Here is a 19,410-nt window from a genome sequence, read left to right as displayed (position 1 = left end):
GCCTGCCAGATCTCCAGCCCCGACTACCCAGCCGCCGCATTCCCAGCGTCAGGTGCCCGGCCACCGCATTCCCGCCCCCTGGTCCCCTGCGGTGGGATTCCCATCCACGCAATTCCCACCCGCCAGATCCCAACCACGCACTCCCCACCCACCGGATCCCAATCACGCACCTCCCACCCGCCGGACCCCAACCACACGCTCCCCATCCGCCGGTTCCCAACCGCCGCTTCCCAACTACCTGATCCCAGCCATCGGATACCCAGAGTCGGGATTCCCAGGCCCGGCCTCCCGCTCGCCAGATTCCCAACTACGGGCAGCCCAGCCTCCAAGTTCCCGGCCGCAAGCTCCCCCACCAAACAGCTCACCTCCAACGGGCCAAGATTCCGTGCCCCCACAACCCCTCCCGACCCCCGACACCAGCTACCGGCCCCACCGTCAGCACCCCAAGCAGTTCCACGACAGCGCACCCACCAACAAAACCGACCGCGGAAGCAACCGATTAACCACCCGAAAACCCTTTGCCCCCAAACAAAAACCGCCCTTACCCTGTCCCCCATGACGAACCGACCGTTCCGCTGGGACCTCGTGCGTCCCGACCAGGTCGGGACGCTCCTGGACCGCACCGAAAAACCCCACCTCTGGTTCCTCGAAGACCTCACCGAAGCCACCGCGAAAGTCCTCGCCCGGTGCGGCGACGGCGAACTCCACTTCGTCGGCCGCTCGCTCGACAGCATGCACGACCTCCTCGGCGGCGCCCTCGAACGCACCTCCTGGCACGACCGCGTCCACCAGCTGCCCGTCTCGCTGAAACCGCGACTGGCCTACAGCCGCCGAGACGTCCGAACCCTTCGGGACAACCTCGCCGAAAACGGCATCACCCCTTGCGAACTCGCGCGCGGGACCCGGCCCACTGTTTTCGTCGATCTCGTCTTCGAAGGCGAGACCTTCACCGAGCTCTACCTCCGGCTTCGGGACTGGATCGACGACGAACGCGAAGCCTGGCACGTCATCCGGCGCAAGCTGCGGTTCCTCGGCGTCACCCTGCGGCAGCCCGTCCGACCCGATGCCTGGCGCTGGCAGGAAGACGCCGGCTGGACGCGGGAACTGCCAGCCGCCGCGGTGCGGAACGTCTCGCTCGCGCGGGACGTCTGGTCCTACTTCGGTGACCACCAGCCGAAACTGACCCCCTCCTTCCCGCGGCAACGGTGGACCGACGAGACCGTCCGGACGCCCGACCACGGCAAGGCGACCCGGCGCGCGCTCGCCGAGGCCTTCGCGCTCGTCGATGCCGGGCGGTCCGCGACGACACGGGATCTGCTCGTGCGGACCATCTCCGCCGAACCCGCCATCGCCGGCCCCTGGCTGCGGGCGCTCGTCACCGAACTGCGGTGCTGACGCGCCCGGGTACCGTTGGCCCATGAAGCGCAAGGAGGTCGCCGTCCGGCGGGAAGAGATCCTGGTCGCCGTGCTCGACCAAGTCCGGCGGCGGGGCATCGCCGGGGTCCGGGCCGCCGATGTCGCGCACTCCCTCGGTGTCAGCACCGCGCTCGTCTTCTACCACTTCGGCACCCTCGAACGCCTCGTCATCGAGGCCTTCCGGCACGCGGCCGAGCGCAATCTCGCCGTCCTGCGCGACGAACTCGCGCAGGACGGCCCCGTCGGTGAACGACTGCGCGCGGTCCTCGCCCTTTACGGCCCCACCAAGCCGACCGCCGGCTGGCACCTCTGGATCGAAGCCGGCGCTGCCGCGATGCGGGATGCCGAGCTGCGGGCCGTCGTCCAGCGGCTCGACCTGCGGTGGCGCGACGCCGTCGTCTCGCTCATCACCGAAGGGGTTGCCGCCGGCGAATTCCGGTGCCCCGACCCGCACGGCGCCGCCTGGCGGCTGACCGCCCTGCTCGACGGGCTCGCCGTGCAGTTCGTCGCCCGCGAAGGCACCGTCACCGCCGACGACTGCGACCGGTGGGTCGAGCAGGCCCTCGCCCACGAACTGGCGCTGACCGCGGAGGTCCGATGACCGCACCGGCCCTGCTCGAAGTCGCGTGGACCGACCCCGTCACCGGATGTCGCGGCTACCTGGTCATCGACCGGCTGGTCCGCGGCGTCGCCAGCGGCGGCCTCCGGATGCGCCGCGGCTGCACACTCTTCGAAGTGCGCGGCCTGGCCCGGGGCATGACGCTCAAAGAAGGCCTCAACTACGACCCCGACGGCCGGTACGTCCCGCTCGGCGGCGCCAAGGGCGGCATCGACTTCGACCCGTACGACGAGCGCGCTCGCGACGTCGTCGCCCGCTACCTGCACGCCATGCGGCCGCTCATCGAACGCTACTGGACCATGGGCGAGGACCTCGGCCTGCGCCAAGACGTCATCGACGGCGTCATCGAGGAAATCGGCCTGCTCAGCTCCGTCCAGGCGGTCTACCCGCTGCTCGAAGACCGCGACGCCGCGACCGAACGGCTGGCCGACGCCTTCCGCATAGAGGTCGGCGGCCTCGGGCTCGACGAGCTGGTCGGCGGCCTCGGCGTCGCCCAGGCCACGCTCACCGGCCTCGAACTGCTGGGCCTCGACGGGCCGAACCGCGTGGTCGTCCAGGGGTTCGGCTCGATGGGCGGCGCCACCGCGCGGTTCCTCGCCGAGGCCGGGCTGCGGGTCGTCGGCGTCTCGGACGTGCGCGGCGTCGTGGTGAACCCGGCCGGTCTCGACGTCGAGCACCTCCTGCGGCACCGCGACCGCTTCGGCGGCATCGACCGCGACCACCTCCGCCCGGGTGACGAGCTCCGGCCGCCGGAGGCGTGGCTCGACGTGCCGGCCGAGGTCCTCGTCCCGGCGGCCGTCTCGTACTGCATCGACAGCGACAACCAGGCCGGGATCGGCGCGAAGCTCGTCGTCGAAGCCGCGAACATGCCCGTGACGGCGGACGCCGAGGAGCTGCTCGGCGCTCGCGGGATCCGGGTGCTGCCGGACTTCGTGGCCAACTCGGCGACCAACTCCTGGTGGTGGTGGACGCTGTTCGGCGACGTCCGCGCGGACGCCGACGAGGCCTTCGGCAAGGTCCGCACCCGGATGCGCGACCTCGTGACGGCGATGTTCGAGCGCGCCACCCTCGACGGCCTCAGCCTGCGCGCCGCCGCGCTGCAGTTGTCGGAGAAGAATCTCGAAGCCATCCAGACCCGCTTCGGGAACGAATCGACCCCCTAGATAGTTGAACGCTCTATGAAACTCGGCATCTACAGCTTCGGCGACCGCGCGCCGGACCCCCGCACCGGCGAGCAGCCGTCCGTCGCGCAGACGCTGACCAACACCCTCGAGCGGATCAAGCTCGCCGACGAGCTGGACCTCGGCTTCTACGGCCTCGGCGAGCACCACCTCGACCAGTACGCGATCTCCAGCCCGGGCACGGTCCTGGCCGCCGCGGCGAGCATCACGAACCAGATCACCCTCAGCTCCGCCGTGACCGTGCTGAGCACCGAGGACCCCGTCCGCGTCTACCAGCAGTTCACCACGCTCGACCAGCTCAGCCACGGCCGCGCCGAGCTGCTCGCCGGCCGCGGGTCGTTCACCGAGTCCTTCCCGCTCTTCGGCAACGACCTCGGCGACTACGACGAGCTGTTCGAGGAGAAGCTCGCCCTCCTCCTGCACATCGACCGCGAAGACCCGCTCACCTGGTCCGGCAAGTTCCGCCCGCCCCTCGAGAACGCGCGCATCCTGCCCCGCCCGTACGGCGAGCACCTGCGCGTCTCGATCGGCACCGGCGGCAACCCCGAATCGTCGATCCGCGCCGGGCTGCTGGGCCTGCCCGTGGTCTACGCCGTGATCGGCGGCCGGCCCGAGCGCTTCGCCCCGCTGGTCGACCTCTACCGCCAAGCCGGCGAAGCGGGCGACCAGAAGGACCTGCACGTCACCATGAGCGCCATCGGCTTCATCGCCGAAAAGTCCCAGGACGCCAAGGAAACCTTCTACCCGTACTGGCTCGAGACGATGAAGTACGGCGCGAAAGCCCGCGGCTGGGCGGTCCCGACCCGCGCGGAGTACGACCAGTACACGCACAACGCGCAGGCGCTGTTCGTGGGCAGCCCGCAGGAGATCGCCAACCGGCTGATCACCGTCGGCAAGCTCACCGGCGCCGACCGGTACGCCCTGCAGATGGACTGGTCGGGTGTGCCGCACAAGGACGTCATGCGCGCCATCGAACTGCTCGGCACGCAGGTGCTCCCGTTGGTGGAAAAGGAGTTCTAGGCGGATAACGCCCGTGAAAGCGCACCGAGGCTGACGTCGACTATCGCGCGGAGCTGCTCCCGGCTCGCCCCGGCCCGGCTCATCACGGCCAGCGACTGGTTGACGGCCGCGAGGTGAACGGCGAGGTCGTCAGCGGCCTTCGTGGTGCCCAAGGCGGTCCGCAGCCGCGCGCGCTGGAAGCCCACCGCTTCGACCGCGCGCGCGGCGATGGCGGGGCTCAGCACCGGAATCGCCATCGCGGTCTGGGCGACCAGGCAGCCGTCCGGCAGGCCGGGGTCCGCGATGCGGTCCAGCGTGACTTCGAAGAACTCCCGGATCGCCCGCACCGGCTCCTCGGACGCGCTCGAAAGGGCCTCATCGTACTTTTCCCCGTAGCGCGTGGCGTAGCGGTCCAGGCAGCGCAGGTAGAGCGCCTCCTTGTCGCCGAGCGAGGAGTAGATGGAGCTGCGGTTCAACCCGGTCGCGGCGGAAAGGTCGTCGAGTGACGTCTCGGCGTACCCGGCTCGCCAAAACTGGGTCATCGCCGCGTCGAGCACGGTGTCCACGTCGAACTGCTTCTTCCCCGCCATGGTGCCCATCGTATCTTGAACCAGACAGTTCAAGATGCGTAGGGTGGTGACATGACCGACGCCGCCACGATCTCCGATTTGCCGCTGCACGACCTCGCGAGCTTCACCCACCGCTGGATCGACGCGGACGGCGTCCGGCTGCACGCCGTGGAAGGCGGTCAGCAGGCCGGCCCCGCCGTCGTCCTGCTCGCCGGGTTCCCGCAGACCTGGTGGGCCTGGCGCAAAGCGATGCCGGGCCTCGCCGAGCGGTTCCGCGTGATCGCCGTCGACCTGCCCGGGCAAGGCCATTCCGAGCGCCCGCACGGCAGCTACGACACGCACACCGTCGCTTCGCGCGTCCAGACCGCGTTGACCGCGCTCGACGTGTCGAAGTACTGGCTCGTCGCCCACGACATCGGGGCCTGGGTCGCCTTTTCGCTAGCGCTGGAGCACGAAGAGCGCCTGCACGGTGTCGCCCTGCTCGACGCCGGCATTCCCGGGATCACGCTCCCGGAAGCCATCCCCACCGATCCCGAGCGGGCCTGGAAGACCTGGCACTTCGCGTTCCACCTGGTGCCCGACCTCCCCGAGACGCTGCTCGCCGGTCGCGAACGCGACTACGTCGGCTGGTTCCTGACGGCCAAAGCACTGTCCCCGAACACGTTCGACAGCACCGAAATCGACCACTACGCCGCCGCGATCGCGGCCGAAGGGGGCATCCGGGCGTCGCTCGCCTACTACCGAGATGCCGCGGAATCCGCGCGCAAGAACCGCGACGCCCTCGCACGGCGGCACTTGACCGTCCCGGTGCTGGGCATTTCCGGCTCCCACGGCTCGATCCCCGACATGGCCGCTTCTCTCGGCCCCTGGGCGGACAACGTGACCGGCGCCGTCATCTCGCAAGCCGGGCACTTCATCCCCGACGAACAGCCCGACGCCGTCGTGGCCGCGGTGACCGCCTTCATCGAGCGTTAGACGTCGTTCCCGGCGACGAAGCCGAACGTCATCGCCGGGCCGATCGTCGAGCCGGCGCCCGCGTAGCTGTGGCCCATCACCGCCGCGCTCGCGTTGCCCGCGGCGTACAGGCCCGGGATCACCGAGCCGTCCGGGCGGAGCACGCGGGCGCGGGCGTCCGTGCGCATGCCGCCCTTCGTGCCGAGGTCGCCCGGGACGATCTTGAACGCGTAGAACGGCGGGGCCCACAGCGGCGCCAGGCACGAGTTCGGCAGCACCAGCGGGTCGGTGTAGTAGTGGTCGTACGCGCTCGCGCCGCGGCGGAAGTCACCGTCCACACCGGACCACGCGAAGCCGTTGAAGCGGTCCACTGTGGACTTCAGCGCGGCCGGCGGCACGCCGATCGCCGAGCCCAGCGCCTGGATGCTCGACGCCTTGTACACCGCGCCCGCCGAGTACCACGCGTCCGGCAGCGGCAGCAGCGGCAACGTGTCGCGGAACAGGTACTTGTTCCGGTAGTTCTGGTCGACGACCAGCCACGCCGGGATGTCGGGCGCCGTCGGGTTCTTGTCGTACATCACGTGTACGACGTCGCTGTAGGGCGCGGCCTCGTTGACGAACCGCTTGCCCGCCTGGTTGACGATCAGCCCGCCGGGCAGCGTCCGTTCGGCCAGGCAGAAGTACGGGTCGCCCGGGATCGGGATGGCCGGGCCCCACCACGCGTCGTCCATCAGGTCCAGCGCCGCGCCCGCCCGCTGCCCGGCGCGGTGGCCGTCGCCGGTGTTCTCCTTCGCGCCGACCGTCCACGCGGTGCCGATCGGCTGCCGCTGGTACTGCGCGCGCATCGCCGCGTTGTGCTCGAACCCGCCCGACCCGACAATGACGCCGCGCCGCGCCCGTACGAGCCCGTTCGGCGTCAGAACCCCCGTCACAGCCCCGTTTTCGACGTTCAGGTCGAGCAACGGCGTGTTCAGCAGCACCGGGACGTTCGCCCGCTGCAGGCCGACGCGCAGGCCCGCGGCGAGCGACTGCCCCATGGTGAGCGGTTTCTGCCCGGCCAGCGCGGCCGCCGTTCCGCGCGCGAGGCACGCGGCGGCGACCGCGGCGCCCTTCGCGTTGACCGCCGCCAGGTTCAGCCACTTGTAGTCGGCGCTGAACACGACCATCCCGGCCGGCGTGGCGAGGTACGGCGGGTTCAGGTTCGCCAGCTCCGCGCCGAGCAGGTTGCCGTCGAACTGGTCCGGCTCGATCGAGCGGCCGTTCGGCAGCCCGCCCGGCAGCTCGGGGTAGTAGTCGCTGTAGCCCTCCATCCAGCGGAACCGCAGCGGGCTGTTGGCCATGACGAACGCGATCATCGCGGGTCCGTTGCGCAGGAACGCGTCCTGGCGCGCGGCCGGGACGTCCGGTCCGACGACGGCGGCGAGGTACTGCGCGGCCTTGGCCGGGGTGTCCGGCACGCCGGCGGCGAGCAGCACCGGGTTGTTCGGGATCCAGATGCCCGCGCCGGAGCGCGCCGCGGACCCGCCGAACGTCGGCGCCTTCTCCAGGACGACGACGCTGAGCCCGCGCTTGGCCGCCGTCAGCGCCGCGGTCATCCCGGCGGCACCCGCGCCGACCACGACGACGTCGTACTCGGCGGCAGCAACCGCGGCGTTCGCGAGCCCGGGCGTCATGGCGAGGCCCACGCCCAAAGCGGTGCCGCGCAGGATCTGGCGGCGGGTCAGCTCGGCATCCATGGCGCACATCGTGTCGGTCCACTCCGGAAACTGGAACAGGTTCTACCCGCTTGGAGCAGCCCGGTAGGCCACTGGTCCGAACCCATGACGACATTCGCCGCACCAAGTTGACGGCGCCCTCAAGTTGTGACTAAGTTGAGAACAGTCTCAAGTTAATCCGAGGAGGATCTTTTGTCCAAAGTGATCGCCGTCCTGGGGGCCGGCCCGGGGCTCGGCTTGTCGATCGCCCGCCGCTTCGGTCGCGAAGGCTTCACGACGGCGCTGGTTTCGCGCACCGACACCCGACACGCGAGCTACCGCGAGTCCGTGGGCGGCACTACGCACACGTACGCAGCGGACGTGACCGACCCCGCCGAACTGAAAGCCGTTCTAGCGCGCATCGAAGCCGACGCCGGTGAGATCGACACGGTGTACTTCGGCCCGGCGGACCTCTCCGGTCCCCGTCCCGTCCCGCTGACCGAAGCGGGTGCCGACGTCGTGCGCGCGCCGTTCGAGTCGATCGTGGTCCCGGCGGCGAGGCTCGTCGAAGCGGTCCTGCCCCGCATGCTCGAACGCGGTTCGGGCGCGCTGCTGTTCGCCGGCGGCCTGAGCGGCAAGTACCCGATGCCGATGCTCGGCAGCCTCGCGCCGGCGTCGGCGGCGCTGCGCATGTACGTCCTGACGCTGCACGCGGCCCTGCACGAAACCGGCGTCTACGCGGGCGCGTTGACGATCGGCGGCCTCATCGAGCGCGGCGACATCCACCGGGAGTTCACGTCCCAGGACCACGGGTTCACCGTCGGAACGCTGAACCCGGACGACATCGCGGACACGGCGTGGGCGCTGTACACCGACCGGACGGAGGCCGAAGCGGAGTTCACCGCGATGGCCGCGGTCTAGCCTGGGGATCGTGTTCACCCCGGAGGACCGGACCCTGCTCCGCGACACCCTGGTCGACGCGGCCCGGTCGGACGAGCGCGTCACCGGCGCCGCGCTCACCGGCTCGGCCGCGCTCGGCGCCGAAGACGCGTGGTCGGACATCGACCTCGCCTTCGCCGTCGACGGCGACCCCGGGCCGGTGCTCGCGGACTTCACCACGCAGATGTACCGCGATCACGCCGCGGTGCACCACATGGACGTCGTCTTCGAGCGGACCGTGTTCCGGGTCTTCCTGCTGGCGAACACGTTGGAGGTCGACCTCGCGTTCTGGCCGGCCGCGGACTTCGGCGCGACCACGCCGAAGTTCCGGCTCTTGTTCGGCACACCCCAGGACCGCCCGGCGACCCCGCCACCGGACGCGCACCGGCTGATCGATCTGGCCTGGCTGCACGCCCTGCACGCGCGGTCGAGCATCGAACGCGGCCGCGGCTGGCAGGCCGAGTACATGATCGGCCGCGTCCGTGAGTACGCGCTGGCGCTGGCCTGCCTGCGTCACGACGTCCCGGCGGTCGAGGGCCGCGGCCTGGACCGGCTGCCCGCTGAGATCACAAAGCCCTTCGAGGCCACGCTCGTCGGCGGCCTCGACGAGGTCGGCCAGGCTTTCCACGCCGTCGCCGAGCTGTTCATCGGCGAAATCGAGCACGTCGACCCCGAATTGGCTCAGCGGTTGGCGCCGCTCCTGCGCGAGATCACTCAAGCCAGGTAAGCGAGTTCCGGGTGCGCGGCGACGTAGGCGTCGAGCAGCCGCCGTGCCACGGACACCGAATCGACCAGCGGGTGCAGCGCGAACGCCCGCAGCGCCGCCTCGCGGGAACCGGTCGTCGCGGCTTCGATCGTCGCCCGCTCGACGGCCTTGACCGCCGTCACCAGCCCCAGTTCGTGGTCGGCGAGCGGCCCGGCCGCGAGCGGCCGCGCGCCGTTCGCGTCGACCACGCACGGCACCTCGACGACCGCGTCCGACGGCACGCCCGGGAGCGCGGATCCGTTGCGCACGTTGAGGATCAGCGTCGTCCGCTCGCCGTGGGCGATGGCCCGCATCAACGCCAGCGCGACGTGCTCGTAGCCGCCGCCTTCGAGATCGTCACGTTCTCCTTCGCGCGTCTCGGCCATGTACGTCGCTTCGCGCTCCAACCGCGTTCGCTCCCAAGAGGACAGCGAAGGTTCGGCGTAGAAACCGCGTTGCTGCTCCAATAGCTGAGCACCGCGTGACGCCGAACCGCCGGCTTCGCGCGCGAAGTAGTAATAGTGCAGATACTCGTTGGGCAACGCGCCGAGCGCGCGCAACCAGTCCGCCCCGAAGAGCTTGCCCTCCTCAAAGGATTCGAGGGCATCGGTGTTGGCCAGCAGCTCCGGCAGAACGTCCGACCCGCCGACCTGGACCGCACGCAGCCAGCCCAGGTGGTTGAGGCCCGCGTAGTCGAACCACGCCGTCGCCGGGTCGATCCCCAGTGCCCGCGCGACACGGCGGCACAGCCCGACCGGCGAGTCGCAGATGCCGAGCACGCGGCCGCCGAGGTGCGCGGCCATCGCTTCGGTGACCATCCCGGCGGGGTTGGTGAAGTTGATGACCCACGCGCGCGGCGCCAGCTCGGCGATCGTCCGGGCGAGGGAGACGGCGACCGGGACCGTCCGCAGCCCGTACGCGATCCCGCCCGCCCCGACGGTCTCCTGTCCCAGCACGCCTTCCGCGTGCGCGATCCGCTCGTCCAGCCGGCGCCCGCCCAAGCCTCCCACCCGGATCGCGGAGAACACGAAGTCCACATCGGACAGTGCGGCGGCCAGGTCGGTGGTCGTGCGCACCCGAGGCGCGTTCGCCACGCCGTCCGCCTGCTCGGCCAGGACCCGCTCGATCGCCGCCAGCCGCCCGGCGTCGACGTCGTGCAGCACAAGCTCGGTGACGCCGCCGTCGGCCAGGAGCGCGCCGTGCACCAGCGGCACGCGGAACCCGCCGCCGCCCAGGATCGCGAGCCTCACCGCAGCACCTCCACCCCGGCCTCGCGCAGGGTCGCGCAGGTCGGCTCGTCGGCTCCCGGTGTCGTGACGACGACGTCGAGCGCGTCCGGCCCGCACACCCGGGCCAGCCCGGTGCCGGGGAACTTGCCGGCGTCGGCGAGCAGCACCACGCGGTCGGCCGCGGCGACCATCGCCCGCTTGACCGGCACCTCGACGACGGTCGAGTCCATGACGTGCCCGTCGCCGCGGACACCGCTGGTGCTCAAGAACACCGTCCCGGCGCGCACTTGCCGCAGCGCGTCCTCGGTCAGGAAACCCACCATCGAGTGGTAGCTGCGCCGGACCACGCCGCCGAGGAGGACGAGCTGGACGTCGTCGGCGTCCTTCAGCTCTTCGTAGACGGCGAGGCTGCTGGTGATCACCGTCAGCGCGCGGTCACGCAGGTGGCGCGCGAGCCGGTGCGCGGTGGTGCCGATGTCGAGGAGCACCGTGTCGCCGTCGCAGACCAGGTCCGCCGCGCGCCGGGCGACGGCGTCCTTCTCGTCGGCCCGCTCGGCGGCCACGCGCGCGAACGGCTCGTCGCCGGCCGCCATCGCCCCGCCGTAGACGCGGGTCAGCCGGCCTTCGCGGCCGAGGAGCACCAGGTCGCGGCGCACGGTGGCCTGGCTGACGCCGAGCCGCTCGGCCAGCACGCCGACCGGCGCCGGGCCCTCCGCGCGGAGGGTCCGCAGGATCAGCTCGTGGCGACGCTGGGGCAGCATGCCGGGACGATAGCAGTCAAACCCGCTCACCAGCCGATCGAGTTTGCGCAGGTCTTGCGCATTCCGCGCATCTGAAGCACGCTCGTGCGCATCCTCGATCCTTGGAGGCGCCCGTGCCGGCTGAGTCCGCACCCGACATCGATGTCTTCCTGTCCGGCCTGCTGTTCTTCGACCTGGTCTTCACCGGGCTCGAGCACCCGCCGGCGCCGGGCACGGAGGTGTGGACGGGCGGCATGGGCTCCGGGCCGGGCGGCATCGCGAACTTCGCGGTCGCGCTGAGCCGCCTCGGGCTGCGGACGTCGCTGGCGGCCGCGTTCGGCACCGACGTCTACGGGCGCTACTGCTGGGACGTCCTGTCCCGCCAGGAACACATCGACCTCTCGCGGTCGCGGCGGTTCCCGGAGTGGCACTCCCCCGTCACGGTCTCGCTGGCCTACGCCGGCGACCGCGCGATGATCACCCACGGCCACCCGCCGCCCGTCCCGGTCGCCGAGCTGGCCGGCTGTCCGCCGCGAAGCCGCGCGACCGTCGCGCACATCGGCCTCGACACCGCCGAGTGGGTCCACACCGCGCACCAGGCGGGCAGCCTCGTCTTCGCCGACGTCGGCTGGGACCCGTCCGAGACGTGGTCGGCGACGCTGCTCGACCAGCTGGCCTGCTGCCACGCGTTCCTGCCCAACGACGTCGAAGCGATGCGCTACACCCGCACGGACACCCCGGAAGCGGCGCTGGCGAAGCTCGCCGACCACGTCCCGGTCGCGGTGATCACCCGCGGCGCGGCGGGCGTCCTCGCGGTCGACGGCACCACGGGCGAGACGGCGGACATCCCGGCGCTGCCGGTGAACGTCCTCGACGCGACCGGCGCGGGCGACGTCTTCGGCGCGGGGTTCGTCGCCGCCACCCTGACCGGCTGGCCGCTGGCCGACCGCCTCCGATTCGCGGGGTTGACGGCGAGCCTGTCGGTCCAGCACTTCGGCGGCGCGCTCGCGGCACCGGGCTGGCACGAGATCGCCGAGTGGCACACGCGCACCCGCTTGCCGGACTACGCGTTCCTCGACGACGTCCTGCCGGCCGAGACGATCGCCGAGACGTCCCGCCGCGGCCCGGTGACGCTCGGCTTCGGCGACGACAGCTGGCGCTGAGTGCACCCCCGCGCCGGCCGCTACACGACGTCGGGGCTGCGGACGTCCCTGCTGTCGGTGCCGGGCGCGGTGAGCGCCGAAGCGGTCGGGCTGCGGCCGGTCGGCGAGGTGATGGGCTGCGTGGTCGCGCAGTCGGACGACCTGGTTTCAGGCCTGCGCCGCGGTTACGCGACGGCGTTGGACCGGCTGCGCGCGGAGGCGACGGCGCTGGGCGCGGACGGCGTCCTGGCGATCGAGTGCACGGTGACCCGGGTGAGCGCGGCGGTCCGCGAGTTCGTCGTGCTGGGCACGGCGGTCCGGGCGGTCCGCGGCAAGCGCCCGGCCCGGCCGTTCACGACGGGGCTGTCCGGCCCGGACGTGGCGAAGCTGCTGCTGGCGGGCTGGGTCCCGGTGACGCTGGCGATCGGCATCGACGGCGCGACGGCGTACGACCTCGCGATGACAGACCGCCCGGGCACGGAGGCACCGATGCCGACGGAGCTGGTGACGCAGGTCCGAGCGAGGGCCCGCGCGGAGTTCGGGACCGCCGTGGCGGAGTCGGGCGCGGACGGCGGGCTGGTGACGTCGACGACGCTGCGCGCGTGGGCGTTGGGCAACACGGGAGCAACGGCGGTGGCAAGCGTGTTCGGCACGGCGATCGCCCGGTGCGGCGCAGGCACGGCGCCGACGGCCACGCAAGGCGTCCTCCCGCTGGGCTGATCGCGACCTTCCGGACATACCCACTCGTCGCCTCGCTCGGCCGCGGATCCGTGCCACGATGGGTGCAGAGCCGCCGAAGGAGGTCCGCCAGTGCGCCGATGGGACGGTCACGGCCTGCCGCCCGGCGCGGAAGCCCGTCTCGACCGCTTTTCCCCGTCGGGCCCCAAAACCTCTCTGCTGAGCGTGCCCGGCGCGGTCGGCGCCGAGATCGCCGGCTTCACGCCGCTCGGCGAGGTGATGGGCTGCGTCGTGCACCAGGTCGGCTTCGCCGAAGCGACCGTGTGGGCGGCCGACCGGATCAAGGTGCTGGCGGACCTGCTGCGCCAGGGCTACGCGACCGCGCTCGACCGGCTCGCCGAGGAGGCGGCCGGGATGGGCGCCGACGGCGTGCTCGGGATCGAGCTGAAGACCTCGTCGCCGGACGGGGAGATCCAGGAGTACGTCGCACTGGGCACCGCCGTGCGGGCGGCGACGAGGCAACGACCCGGGCGGCTGTTCACCACCCACCTGCCCGGCCCGGACGTCGGCAAGCTGATGCAGGCGGGCTGGGTCCCGGCCCGGATCGCGATCGGCGTGTGCGGCCGGGCGTTCACCGATCCCTGGGAGCAGCCCCTGGTCATGCGGGGGTGGGACAACACGGAGATCCGCATGGCCACCGAGCTCGCCACCGCGGTCCGCTCGGCGGCGCGGGCGGAGTTCGCCCGCGAGATCGGCGGCTGCGGCGCCGACGGCGGCATCGTCTCGGACGTGAGCTTCCGGCTGTGGCCGGTGCACGACGTCGCGGTGGCCGCCATCGCCACCGTGACCGGCACCGCGATCGCCCGCTTCCACGAAGGCCCCGCCGCGCCGACCCGCGCGCTCAAGATCCTGCCCCTGAACCGTTCCTGAGGAGGCTTCGTGACCACCGCGGACCCCGCCGCGCAGCACATCCCCGAGGATGCGATGCGCCGGCTCGCCGAGATGCGACCGGGCCAGAAGACCAGCCTGTTCACCTCGGACCTGAGCGTCAACGAGTTCCTCCTCGTGCGCGAAGCCGGGTTCCGGCCGCTCGGGCTGGTGCTCGGCTCGAGCATCTACCACGTCGGGTTCCAAATGGGACGGTGGAGCAAGAACCAGGAGCTGGACCGGCTTTCGCAGGCGATGTACCACGCCCGCGAGCTCGCGATGTCCCGGATGGAGGCGGAGGCGGACGTCCTCGGCGCCGACGGGATCGTCGCGGTCCGGCTGGAGATCGAGTTCAAGGAGTTCGGCAGCGACCTCGCCGAGTTCATCGCCGTCGGCACCGCCGTCAAGGCCGACGAACCCGGCGAATGGCGCAACAACACGGGAAAACCGTTCACGAGCGATCTGTCCGGTCAGGACTTCTGGACGCTGGTGCAGGCCGGTTACGCGCCGCTGGGCATGGTGATGGGCACCTGCGTCTACCACATCGCGCACCAGCGGTTCCGGCAGATGATGGGCAACATCGGCCAGAACGTCGAGATCCCGCAGTACACCGAAGCGTTGTACGACGCGCGCGAGCTCGCGATGTCGCGGATGCAGGCCGAGGCGGAACAGCTGGAGGCCGAAGGCATCGTCGGGGTGCAGCTGCTGTCGCTGCCGCACCGCTGGGGCGGGCACACGACGGAGTTCTTCGCGATCGGCACGGCGGTGAAGCCGTTGCGCGCCGACCACCACATCGCCAAGCCGCAGCTCGTGCTGCCCCTGACCGACTGATGGGCGGCGAGCTGGACTTCCACCTGGTGGCGGCGGCCCTGCGCACGGACCGCGCGGACGTCGAGTCCTACCACCGGGTCCTGTCGGAGACGCTGGGCAGCGCGCTGCCGCCGGGGATGGTCGAGGTCGACCGGCGCCGCACGTTCGCCGACCGCGTGGCCGGCCGGGACGGGCAGGCGACGGCCGTGCGCGTGCGGACGCCGGACCGGGTTTTGGTGCTGAGTGCCGGAAAGCACGGCGGGGTCGCGGCGGAGATCCACCAGGTGGTGCGGGGCGTGGTGATCAGCCGCAAGGAAGCCGCGGTCGACGACTGGCTGGCCGCGCTGGCCCAGGAGCTGACGGCGTTGGCGGCGAAGGACGCGAGGGCGCGGGATGCGCTCTCACGTCTCCTGGGCGGTTAGCGCAGACGCCGGCTAACCGTCCAATCGGGACCAGAACGCGGTCAGGGCGCGCGCCACCGGGTGCGGGTCCGTCACCGGCCACCAGTGCCCGGTACCGGGGAGCTCGGCGATCTCGGCACCGGCGGCCTCGCCCGCGAACCGGTGCTGCGCGGGCGTTCCACTGGCCTGGTCGACGTCCGCGAGGGCGATCAGGGCCACGCCGGGCCGCTGCCGCGCCTTCGCGAGGCCGCGGCCCGCATCGGCCATCACCGGCTGGGCGGCCGACCGCAGGAGCGAAAGCACCGCCCGCCCCATGCCGTCGTCCATCCCCGCGGCCACGCGTTCCGCGGCCGGGCCGGTCATCCCGAGCGCGTTGACGACCGCCAGCCGCTGCTCGAACGTGCCGCCGAAGATCTCCTTGACCGACGCCTCGCCCGCCCCTTCCTGTTGCCACACCCGGGCCCGCGCGTGCCAGACGTAGTCCGGGGCGAAGAGGCCGAGCGCGTCCGACGCCCAGCTGCGGATCAGGTCCGGGCGGGCCATCGCGACCTGCACGACGTGCCCGCCGCCCCAGTCGTGGCCGACGAGGTCGACGGGCTCCTTGAACTGCTCGAGCCGCGCGGCGAGCCACTCGCGGTAGCCCTCGACGGTGGCGGAGAAGCCGTCTGACGCGGGTACGCCGAAGCCGGGCGGGGACAACGTCACCGCGTCGTCCCGGCCGAGCGCGGCGATCAGCGGGCCCCACACGCCGGTGTTCTCCGGATTGCCGTGCACGAGTACCAGGGGAACAGCCATCTTCACTCCTAAACTTGCGTGCATGTACGCAAGTAACTGTAGCAGCGAACGCGGCCCGGGGACCACGGCCGGAACTACGGCGTGACGGCGAACGCCGCGCGCACCGAGCGCGTCGCCTCCCGGATGAGGGCGGGGACGCCCCGCACCGGGGGCTCGGCGATGAGCTGCAGCCCGGTCCCGCGGACCAGGGCGACGACCAGCACGGCGGCCGCGGCCGGGTTCGCGTCGGACCGGACGGACCCGTCGGCGACGCCCTGGCGGACCACGTCCGCCAGGAGCTGCCGGAAGCCGGCGTCCCGGCGGGCGAACAGCGGAGCCAGCACGGGGTCGGCGGCGATCGCCTCGCCCCACAGCTGCAGGAACGCGCGCGCCGACGGCGTCCGCCGCACGACGTTGCGCAGGTACGCCTCGACGATCCGCACCAGGTGGTCCAGGCCGTCGCCCTCGTAGGTGGGGACGTCGAACTGCTGCGCGGAGTCGAGCACGGCCTCCAGCAGCCGTTCCCGGCTGCCGAAGTGGTGGTAGACGATGCCGCGGCTGTAGCCGGCGGCCTCCCCCACCTCGGCGAGCGTCACGGCACGGGACCCGCTGCGCGCGATGAGCGCCATGGCCGCGTCCAGCACGCGCCGCTCGGTCTCGGCGCGTCGTTGCTCCTGCGTTCGCCGGGCCGGACGATCGGTCATGCGTGGTGCTCCCCTGGCCGGCGTCGTGGTCGACGAAGTTTGCCACGCTCCGCCGGCCACCGTGCCCGCCGGACCTGGCCGACCGGCACGCGCAGGGGCTTGTTGCGCGCGACACTGTGGATCGACGCCGGCCGCGCCGGCCCAGCGGGTCGCGATCAGCGCGAGCGCGGCGACCGGGCGGTCAACGGGCATCCCGCTCAACGGGCAGCACCCGGCCGAGGAAACCGCGGACGTACCCGGCGATCGCGTCCAGGTGCGTTTCCAGCGCGAAGTGGCCCGCGTCGAGCAGGTGGACCTCGGCGTCGGGCAGGTCCCGGGCGTACGCGCGGGCGCCGTCGGCGATGAAGATCTCGTCGTTGCCGCCCCAGACGGCCAGCAGCGGGACCGCATTGGCCCGGAAGTACTCGTGGAACTTCGGGTACAGGCCGATGTTGTGGTGGTAGTCGGCGAGCAGCGCCATCTGGATTTCCGCGCCGCCGGGCCGGTCGAGCAGGGCCTGGTCGTGGATCCAGACGTCCGGGCTGACCAGCTCGGGGTCGGGGGCGCCGTCGAGGTACTGCGCCTTCGTGGCTTCCAGGCTGACCATCGCCCGCAGGTCGTCCTCGCTCAGCGTGCCGGCGGCCAGCTTCTGCGGCAGCCCGGCACCGAGGCCGTCGACGTAGGCGTTGCCGTTCTGCGTGACGATCGCGGTCACCCGTTCCGGGTTGCCGGCCGCGATGCGCAGGCCGACCGGGGCGCCGAAGTCCTGGATGTAGAGCGCGAAGCGGTCCAAGCCGATCTCGTCGAGCAGCCCGAGGGTCAGTTCGGCGAGCGCGTCGAAGGTGTAGGTGAACTCGTCCACCGACGGCGCGTCCGACGCGCCCGCGCCGAGGTAGTCGGGCGCGACGACGTGGTAGCGGTCGGCCAGCGCCGGGATGAGGTGCCGGTACATGTGCGAGCTCGTCGGGAAGCCGTGGAGCAGCACGATCGTGGGCGCGCCGGCGGGTCCGGCCTCCCGGTAGAAGAGCCGGTGCCCGGCGACGGTGGCGAAGCGGTGGTGCACGGCGACCATGGGGTTCTCCTCACGTCTCATGTTTATTGACTCATTTATCCATGAGAGGTCGTAGACTGTCAACATGGAGGCCGGACTCAGGGAGGCGAACGTGGTCACTGCGGCACCCGGCGAGGAGCGCTCGCCCGCGCTGGCGCTGGTCAACACGCGCCGGCTCACCGCGACTGGCGAGGTCGACGACCTGGCCGAACCCGCGGACGCCGCCGGATGGCTGGGTCTCCCCACCCTGGGCACGGACGACCTCCGCCGCGTCACGGACCTGCGCGCCGCCGTGCGCGAGCTGCTGACGGCGCTGGCGGAGGACCGCTCGCCGTCCGCGGCCGCGGTCGAGACGGTCAACGCGGCCGCGCGCGCCGACGCCGCCGCGCCGCAGCTCGCCTGGCCCCGCCGCGAGTGGCGCAGCACCCGGCCGGGCACCTTCGACGAGGCCGTGGCGAGGCTGGCCCGCGACGCGATCGACGTCGTCACCGGCGACCTCGCGCCGCTGGTGCGCCCATGCGAGGCCCACGGGTGCGTGCGGTTCTTCCTCCGCGAGCACGCCCGCCGCCGCTGGTGCTCGACGACGTGCGGCGACCGCGTCCGCGCCGCCCGCCACCAGCGGCTGGTGGTCGAGCGGCGCGGGTAACGTACGTCACATGGAATGGACGCTCGAAGTCGTCGTGGTCCCGGTGTCCGACTTGGACCGCGCGAAGGCCTTCTACGCCGACCAGGTCGGCTTCACCGTCGACCACGACATGACGGTCGGCGAAGGCGCCCGGTTCGTCCAGCTGACCCCGCCGGGCTCGGGCTGCTCGGTGGTGATCGGCAAGGGCGCGGTGCCGGAGATGCCGCCCGGTTCGCTGAAGGGCTTGCAGCTCGTGGTCAACGATCTCCCGAAGGCCCACGCGCAGCTGCGCGAGCGCGGCGTCGAGGTGAGCGACATCGAGGTCTACGGCACCGGCGCGTGGGACGGCAAAGCGGACCTCGACAACGTGGGGTTCGTCCACTTCGCCGACCCGGACGGCAACGCCTGGATGGTCCAGCAGATCTCGTCGCGCAAGTAGCTAGTCCACCAGGGCGCCGCAGCTGACGTTGACCGTCGAGGCCGTCATCGTGCGGGCCCGGTCCGACGCCACGAACGCCGCCACCGCGCCGACGTCCGCCAGCGTCGCCGTGCGGCCGAGCATCGTCTTGCCCGCGATGCTCGCCTCGATCGCGTCGCGGCCGGCGAAGTCCGCCGGGAGCGTCTCCGGGATGCCGCCCGTCCGGAGCGTCACCGCCCGCACGCCGTGCGGCCCCAGCTCCGCGGCCAGCTGGCGGCGCATGGCCTCGAGCGCGTGGAACGCGATCTGCAGGCCGCCCACCGAGAACTCGCGCACCGGTTCGCCCGCGCCGCCGAACAGGAGCAGCACGCCCGAGCGCTGCTTGACCATGTGCCGGGCCGCCGCGCGGGCGGTCAGGAACTGCGTCCGGACGGCTGTCCGCACCGGGCGTTCGTAGTCCTCCGGCGTCATGTCGATCAACGGCGTGCCCTGGACGTCACCGTGGGCGATCAGGTTGAACGAGATGTCCAGGCCGCCCGCGGCGGCCACCGCGTCGGCGTGCTCGTCGACCGCCCGCTCGTCGAGGGCGTCCACCTCCGCCACTTCGGCCGCGCCACCGTTGGCGCGGATGCGGTCGGCGACCTCGTCGAGCCGCGCGCGGGTGCGGCCCGCGAGGAACACCCGCGCGCCCTCCTCCGCGAAGGCCGTGGCCACCGCGGAGCCGATCCGGCCGCCTCCGCCGTAGACGATCGCGTTCTTGCCGTCGAGCAGTGTCATGGGTCCCTCCGATGTCCGGGTTCACCGGTGCGTCGAACG

General features: G+C 72.0%; 22 protein-coding genes. 14 read left to right on the top strand and 8 right to left on the bottom strand.

Annotated elements, in window-relative coordinates:
* The first annotated feature begins 555 nt into the window (after window positions 1–555).
* From ACIQWX_RS44410 to ACIQWX_RS44395, 4 genes are read left to right on the top strand one after another with little or no spacing between them, the layout of a single operon-like run.
* Window positions 556–1,395, top strand: a complete 840-nt coding sequence (locus ACIQWX_RS44410; RefSeq protein WP_400884668.1) for a hypothetical protein — start codon at window positions 556–558, stop codon at window positions 1,393–1,395.
* 22 nt (window positions 1,396–1,417) lie between these two features.
* Window positions 1,418–2,017: a TetR/AcrR family transcriptional regulator gene (locus ACIQWX_RS44405; protein WP_400884666.1), complete on the top strand. Its 600-nt coding sequence runs from the start codon at window positions 1,418–1,420 to the stop codon at window positions 2,015–2,017.
* A complete protein-coding gene (locus tag ACIQWX_RS44400; RefSeq protein WP_400884664.1) occupies window positions 2,014–3,198 on the top strand; it encodes a Glu/Leu/Phe/Val dehydrogenase dimerization domain-containing protein in 1,185 nt (394 codons plus the stop codon). Before ACIQWX_RS44405 ends, ACIQWX_RS44400 begins: the two co-directional genes overlap by 4 nt.
* A 15-nt stretch (window positions 3,199–3,213) precedes the next feature.
* Window positions 3,214–4,236, top strand: coding sequence for an LLM class flavin-dependent oxidoreductase (locus ACIQWX_RS44395; protein ID WP_400884663.1), 1,023 nt, complete (start codon window positions 3,214–3,216; stop codon window positions 4,234–4,236).
* On the opposite strand, the gene ACIQWX_RS44390 is transcribed toward ACIQWX_RS44395, so the two are convergent.
* Window positions 4,233–4,805 carry a TetR/AcrR family transcriptional regulator gene (locus ACIQWX_RS44390; RefSeq protein ID WP_400884660.1) on the bottom strand — a complete coding sequence of 191 codons (573 nt, stop codon included), beginning with the start codon at window positions 4,803–4,805 and terminating at the stop codon, window positions 4,233–4,235. The two genes, ACIQWX_RS44395 and ACIQWX_RS44390, sit on opposite strands and share 4 nt — an antisense overlap.
* Before the next feature lie 51 nt (window positions 4,806–4,856).
* Here ACIQWX_RS44390 and ACIQWX_RS44385 point away from each other — a divergent pair, with 51 nt between their 5' ends.
* Window positions 4,857–5,759: an alpha/beta fold hydrolase gene (locus tag ACIQWX_RS44385; protein WP_400884658.1), complete on the top strand. Its 903-nt coding sequence runs from the start codon at window positions 4,857–4,859 to the stop codon at window positions 5,757–5,759.
* Here the strand turns inward: ACIQWX_RS44385 and kstD are convergent.
* Window positions 5,756–7,474, bottom strand: a complete 1,719-nt coding sequence (gene kstD, locus ACIQWX_RS44380) for a 3-oxosteroid 1-dehydrogenase (protein ID WP_400884656.1) — start codon at window positions 7,472–7,474, stop codon at window positions 5,756–5,758. The two genes, ACIQWX_RS44385 and kstD, sit on opposite strands and share 4 nt — an antisense overlap.
* A 171-nt stretch (window positions 7,475–7,645) precedes the next feature.
* On the opposite strand from kstD, the gene ACIQWX_RS44375 reads away from it, so the two are divergent.
* Together ACIQWX_RS44375 and ACIQWX_RS44370 are read left to right on the top strand one after the other, a co-directional pair.
* Window positions 7,646–8,353 (top strand): SDR family NAD(P)-dependent oxidoreductase, encoded by a 708-nt coding sequence (locus tag ACIQWX_RS44375; protein WP_400884653.1) that lies wholly within the window; start codon window positions 7,646–7,648, stop codon window positions 8,351–8,353.
* A gap of 10 nt (window positions 8,354–8,363) precedes the next feature.
* Window positions 8,364–9,098, top strand: coding sequence for a nucleotidyltransferase domain-containing protein (locus tag ACIQWX_RS44370; RefSeq protein ID WP_400884650.1), 735 nt, complete (start codon window positions 8,364–8,366; stop codon window positions 9,096–9,098).
* On the opposite strand, the gene ACIQWX_RS44365 is transcribed toward ACIQWX_RS44370, so the two are convergent.
* Together ACIQWX_RS44365 and ACIQWX_RS44360 are read right to left on the bottom strand one after the other, a co-directional pair.
* Complete coding sequence (locus ACIQWX_RS44365) at window positions 9,086–10,366, bottom strand: 6-phospho-beta-glucosidase (RefSeq protein ID WP_400884647.1); 1,281 nt, start codon at window positions 10,364–10,366, stop codon at window positions 9,086–9,088. The genes ACIQWX_RS44370 and ACIQWX_RS44365 overlap by 13 nt on opposite strands.
* Window positions 10,363–11,106, bottom strand: a complete 744-nt coding sequence (locus ACIQWX_RS44360; protein WP_400884644.1) for a DeoR/GlpR family DNA-binding transcription regulator — start codon at window positions 11,104–11,106, stop codon at window positions 10,363–10,365. Before ACIQWX_RS44360 ends, ACIQWX_RS44365 begins: the two co-directional genes overlap by 4 nt.
* A 113-nt stretch (window positions 11,107–11,219) precedes the next feature.
* On the opposite strand from ACIQWX_RS44360, the gene ACIQWX_RS44355 reads away from it, so the two are divergent.
* The 5 genes from ACIQWX_RS44355 to ACIQWX_RS44335 all read left to right on the top strand — a co-directional run bounded on the left by ACIQWX_RS44355 (window position 11,220) and on the right by ACIQWX_RS44335 (window position 15,064).
* Window positions 11,220–12,248: a carbohydrate kinase family protein gene (locus ACIQWX_RS44355; RefSeq protein ID WP_400884642.1), complete on the top strand. Its 1,029-nt coding sequence runs from the start codon at window positions 11,220–11,222 to the stop codon at window positions 12,246–12,248.
* Window positions 12,249–12,947: a heavy metal-binding domain-containing protein gene (locus ACIQWX_RS44350; protein ID WP_400884639.1), complete on the top strand. Its 699-nt coding sequence runs from the start codon at window positions 12,249–12,251 to the stop codon at window positions 12,945–12,947.
* 90 nt (window positions 12,948–13,037) lie between these two features.
* Window positions 13,038–13,835 carry a heavy metal-binding domain-containing protein gene (locus ACIQWX_RS44345; RefSeq protein ID WP_400884636.1) on the top strand — a complete coding sequence of 266 codons (798 nt, stop codon included), beginning with the start codon at window positions 13,038–13,040 and terminating at the stop codon, window positions 13,833–13,835.
* 9 nt (window positions 13,836–13,844) lie between these two features.
* Window positions 13,845–14,663: a heavy metal-binding domain-containing protein gene (locus ACIQWX_RS44340; RefSeq protein WP_372669481.1), complete on the top strand. Its 819-nt coding sequence runs from the start codon at window positions 13,845–13,847 to the stop codon at window positions 14,661–14,663.
* Complete coding sequence (locus ACIQWX_RS44335) at window positions 14,663–15,064, top strand: hypothetical protein (RefSeq protein WP_400884632.1); 402 nt, start codon at window positions 14,663–14,665, stop codon at window positions 15,062–15,064. Before ACIQWX_RS44340 ends, ACIQWX_RS44335 begins: the two co-directional genes overlap by 1 nt.
* Window positions 15,065–15,076: 12 nt before the next feature.
* On the opposite strand, the gene ACIQWX_RS44330 is transcribed toward ACIQWX_RS44335, so the two are convergent.
* The 3 genes from ACIQWX_RS44330 to ACIQWX_RS44320 form a co-directional block, all read right to left on the bottom strand.
* Entirely contained in the window at window positions 15,077–15,838 is a 762-nt protein-coding gene (locus ACIQWX_RS44330; RefSeq protein WP_400884629.1) for an alpha/beta fold hydrolase, read from the bottom strand.
* Window positions 15,839–15,912: 74 nt separating this feature from the next.
* On the bottom strand, window positions 15,913–16,521 hold the full coding sequence (locus ACIQWX_RS44325; RefSeq protein WP_400884626.1) for a TetR/AcrR family transcriptional regulator: 609 nt from the start codon (window positions 16,519–16,521) through the stop codon (window positions 15,913–15,915).
* A gap of 181 nt (window positions 16,522–16,702) precedes the next feature.
* Entirely contained in the window at window positions 16,703–17,572 is an 870-nt protein-coding gene (locus ACIQWX_RS44320; protein ID WP_400884623.1) for an alpha/beta fold hydrolase, read from the bottom strand.
* Window positions 17,573–17,636: 64 nt separating this feature from the next.
* On the opposite strand from ACIQWX_RS44320, the gene ACIQWX_RS44315 reads away from it, so the two are divergent.
* Together ACIQWX_RS44315 and ACIQWX_RS44310 are read left to right on the top strand one after the other, a co-directional pair.
* Window positions 17,637–18,197, top strand: a complete 561-nt coding sequence (locus ACIQWX_RS44315; protein ID WP_400884621.1) for a CGNR zinc finger domain-containing protein — start codon at window positions 17,637–17,639, stop codon at window positions 18,195–18,197.
* Between the two features lie 10 nt (window positions 18,198–18,207).
* Complete coding sequence (locus ACIQWX_RS44310) at window positions 18,208–18,615, top strand: VOC family protein (protein ID WP_400884619.1); 408 nt, start codon at window positions 18,208–18,210, stop codon at window positions 18,613–18,615.
* On the opposite strand, the gene ACIQWX_RS44305 is transcribed toward ACIQWX_RS44310, so the two are convergent.
* A complete protein-coding gene (locus ACIQWX_RS44305; protein ID WP_400884617.1) occupies window positions 18,616–19,371 on the bottom strand; it encodes an SDR family NAD(P)-dependent oxidoreductase in 756 nt (251 codons plus the stop codon).
* Window positions 19,372–19,410 lie beyond the last annotated feature (39 nt).

It is taken from the genome of Amycolatopsis sp. NPDC098790 (genome assembly GCF_044759945.1).
Taxonomy (GTDB): Bacteria; Actinomycetota; Actinomycetes; order Mycobacteriales; family Pseudonocardiaceae; genus Amycolatopsis.
The sequence above is the reverse complement of the archived record's forward strand: the minus strand, read 5'-3'. Positions and strand labels throughout refer to the sequence as shown.

Coding starts and splice junctions, on each gene's coding strand:
- ACIQWX_RS44410 (WP_400884668.1), top strand. CDS start 556: ATGACGAACCGACCGTTCCGCTGGGACCTCGTGCGTCCCGACCAGGTC.
- ACIQWX_RS44405 (WP_400884666.1), top strand. CDS start 1,418: ATGAAGCGCAAGGAGGTCGCCGTCCGGCGGGAAGAGATCCTGGTCGCC.
- ACIQWX_RS44400 (WP_400884664.1), top strand. CDS start 2,014: ATGACCGCACCGGCCCTGCTCGAAGTCGCGTGGACCGACCCCGTCACC.
- ACIQWX_RS44395 (WP_400884663.1), top strand. CDS start 3,214: ATGAAACTCGGCATCTACAGCTTCGGCGACCGCGCGCCGGACCCCCGC.
- ACIQWX_RS44390 (WP_400884660.1), bottom strand. CDS start 4,805: ATGGCGGGGAAGAAGCAGTTCGACGTGGACACCGTGCTCGACGCGGCG.
- ACIQWX_RS44385 (WP_400884658.1), top strand. CDS start 4,857: ATGACCGACGCCGCCACGATCTCCGATTTGCCGCTGCACGACCTCGCG.
- kstD (WP_400884656.1), bottom strand. CDS start 7,474: ATGGATGCCGAGCTGACCCGCCGCCAGATCCTGCGCGGCACCGCTTTG.
- ACIQWX_RS44360 (WP_400884644.1), bottom strand. CDS start 11,106: ATGCTGCCCCAGCGTCGCCACGAGCTGATCCTGCGGACCCTCCGCGCG.
- ACIQWX_RS44335 (WP_400884632.1), top strand. CDS start 14,663: ATGGGCGGCGAGCTGGACTTCCACCTGGTGGCGGCGGCCCTGCGCACG.
- ACIQWX_RS44330 (WP_400884629.1), bottom strand. CDS start 15,838: ATGGCTGTTCCCCTGGTACTCGTGCACGGCAATCCGGAGAACACCGGC.
- ACIQWX_RS44325 (WP_400884626.1), bottom strand. CDS start 16,521: ATGACCGATCGTCCGGCCCGGCGAACGCAGGAGCAACGACGCGCCGAG.
- ACIQWX_RS44320 (WP_400884623.1), bottom strand. CDS start 17,572: ATGGTCGCCGTGCACCACCGCTTCGCCACCGTCGCCGGGCACCGGCTC.
- ACIQWX_RS44315 (WP_400884621.1), top strand. CDS start 17,637: ATGGAGGCCGGACTCAGGGAGGCGAACGTGGTCACTGCGGCACCCGGC.
- ACIQWX_RS44310 (WP_400884619.1), top strand. CDS start 18,208: ATGGAATGGACGCTCGAAGTCGTCGTGGTCCCGGTGTCCGACTTGGAC.
- ACIQWX_RS44305 (WP_400884617.1), bottom strand. CDS start 19,371: ATGACACTGCTCGACGGCAAGAACGCGATCGTCTACGGCGGAGGCGGC.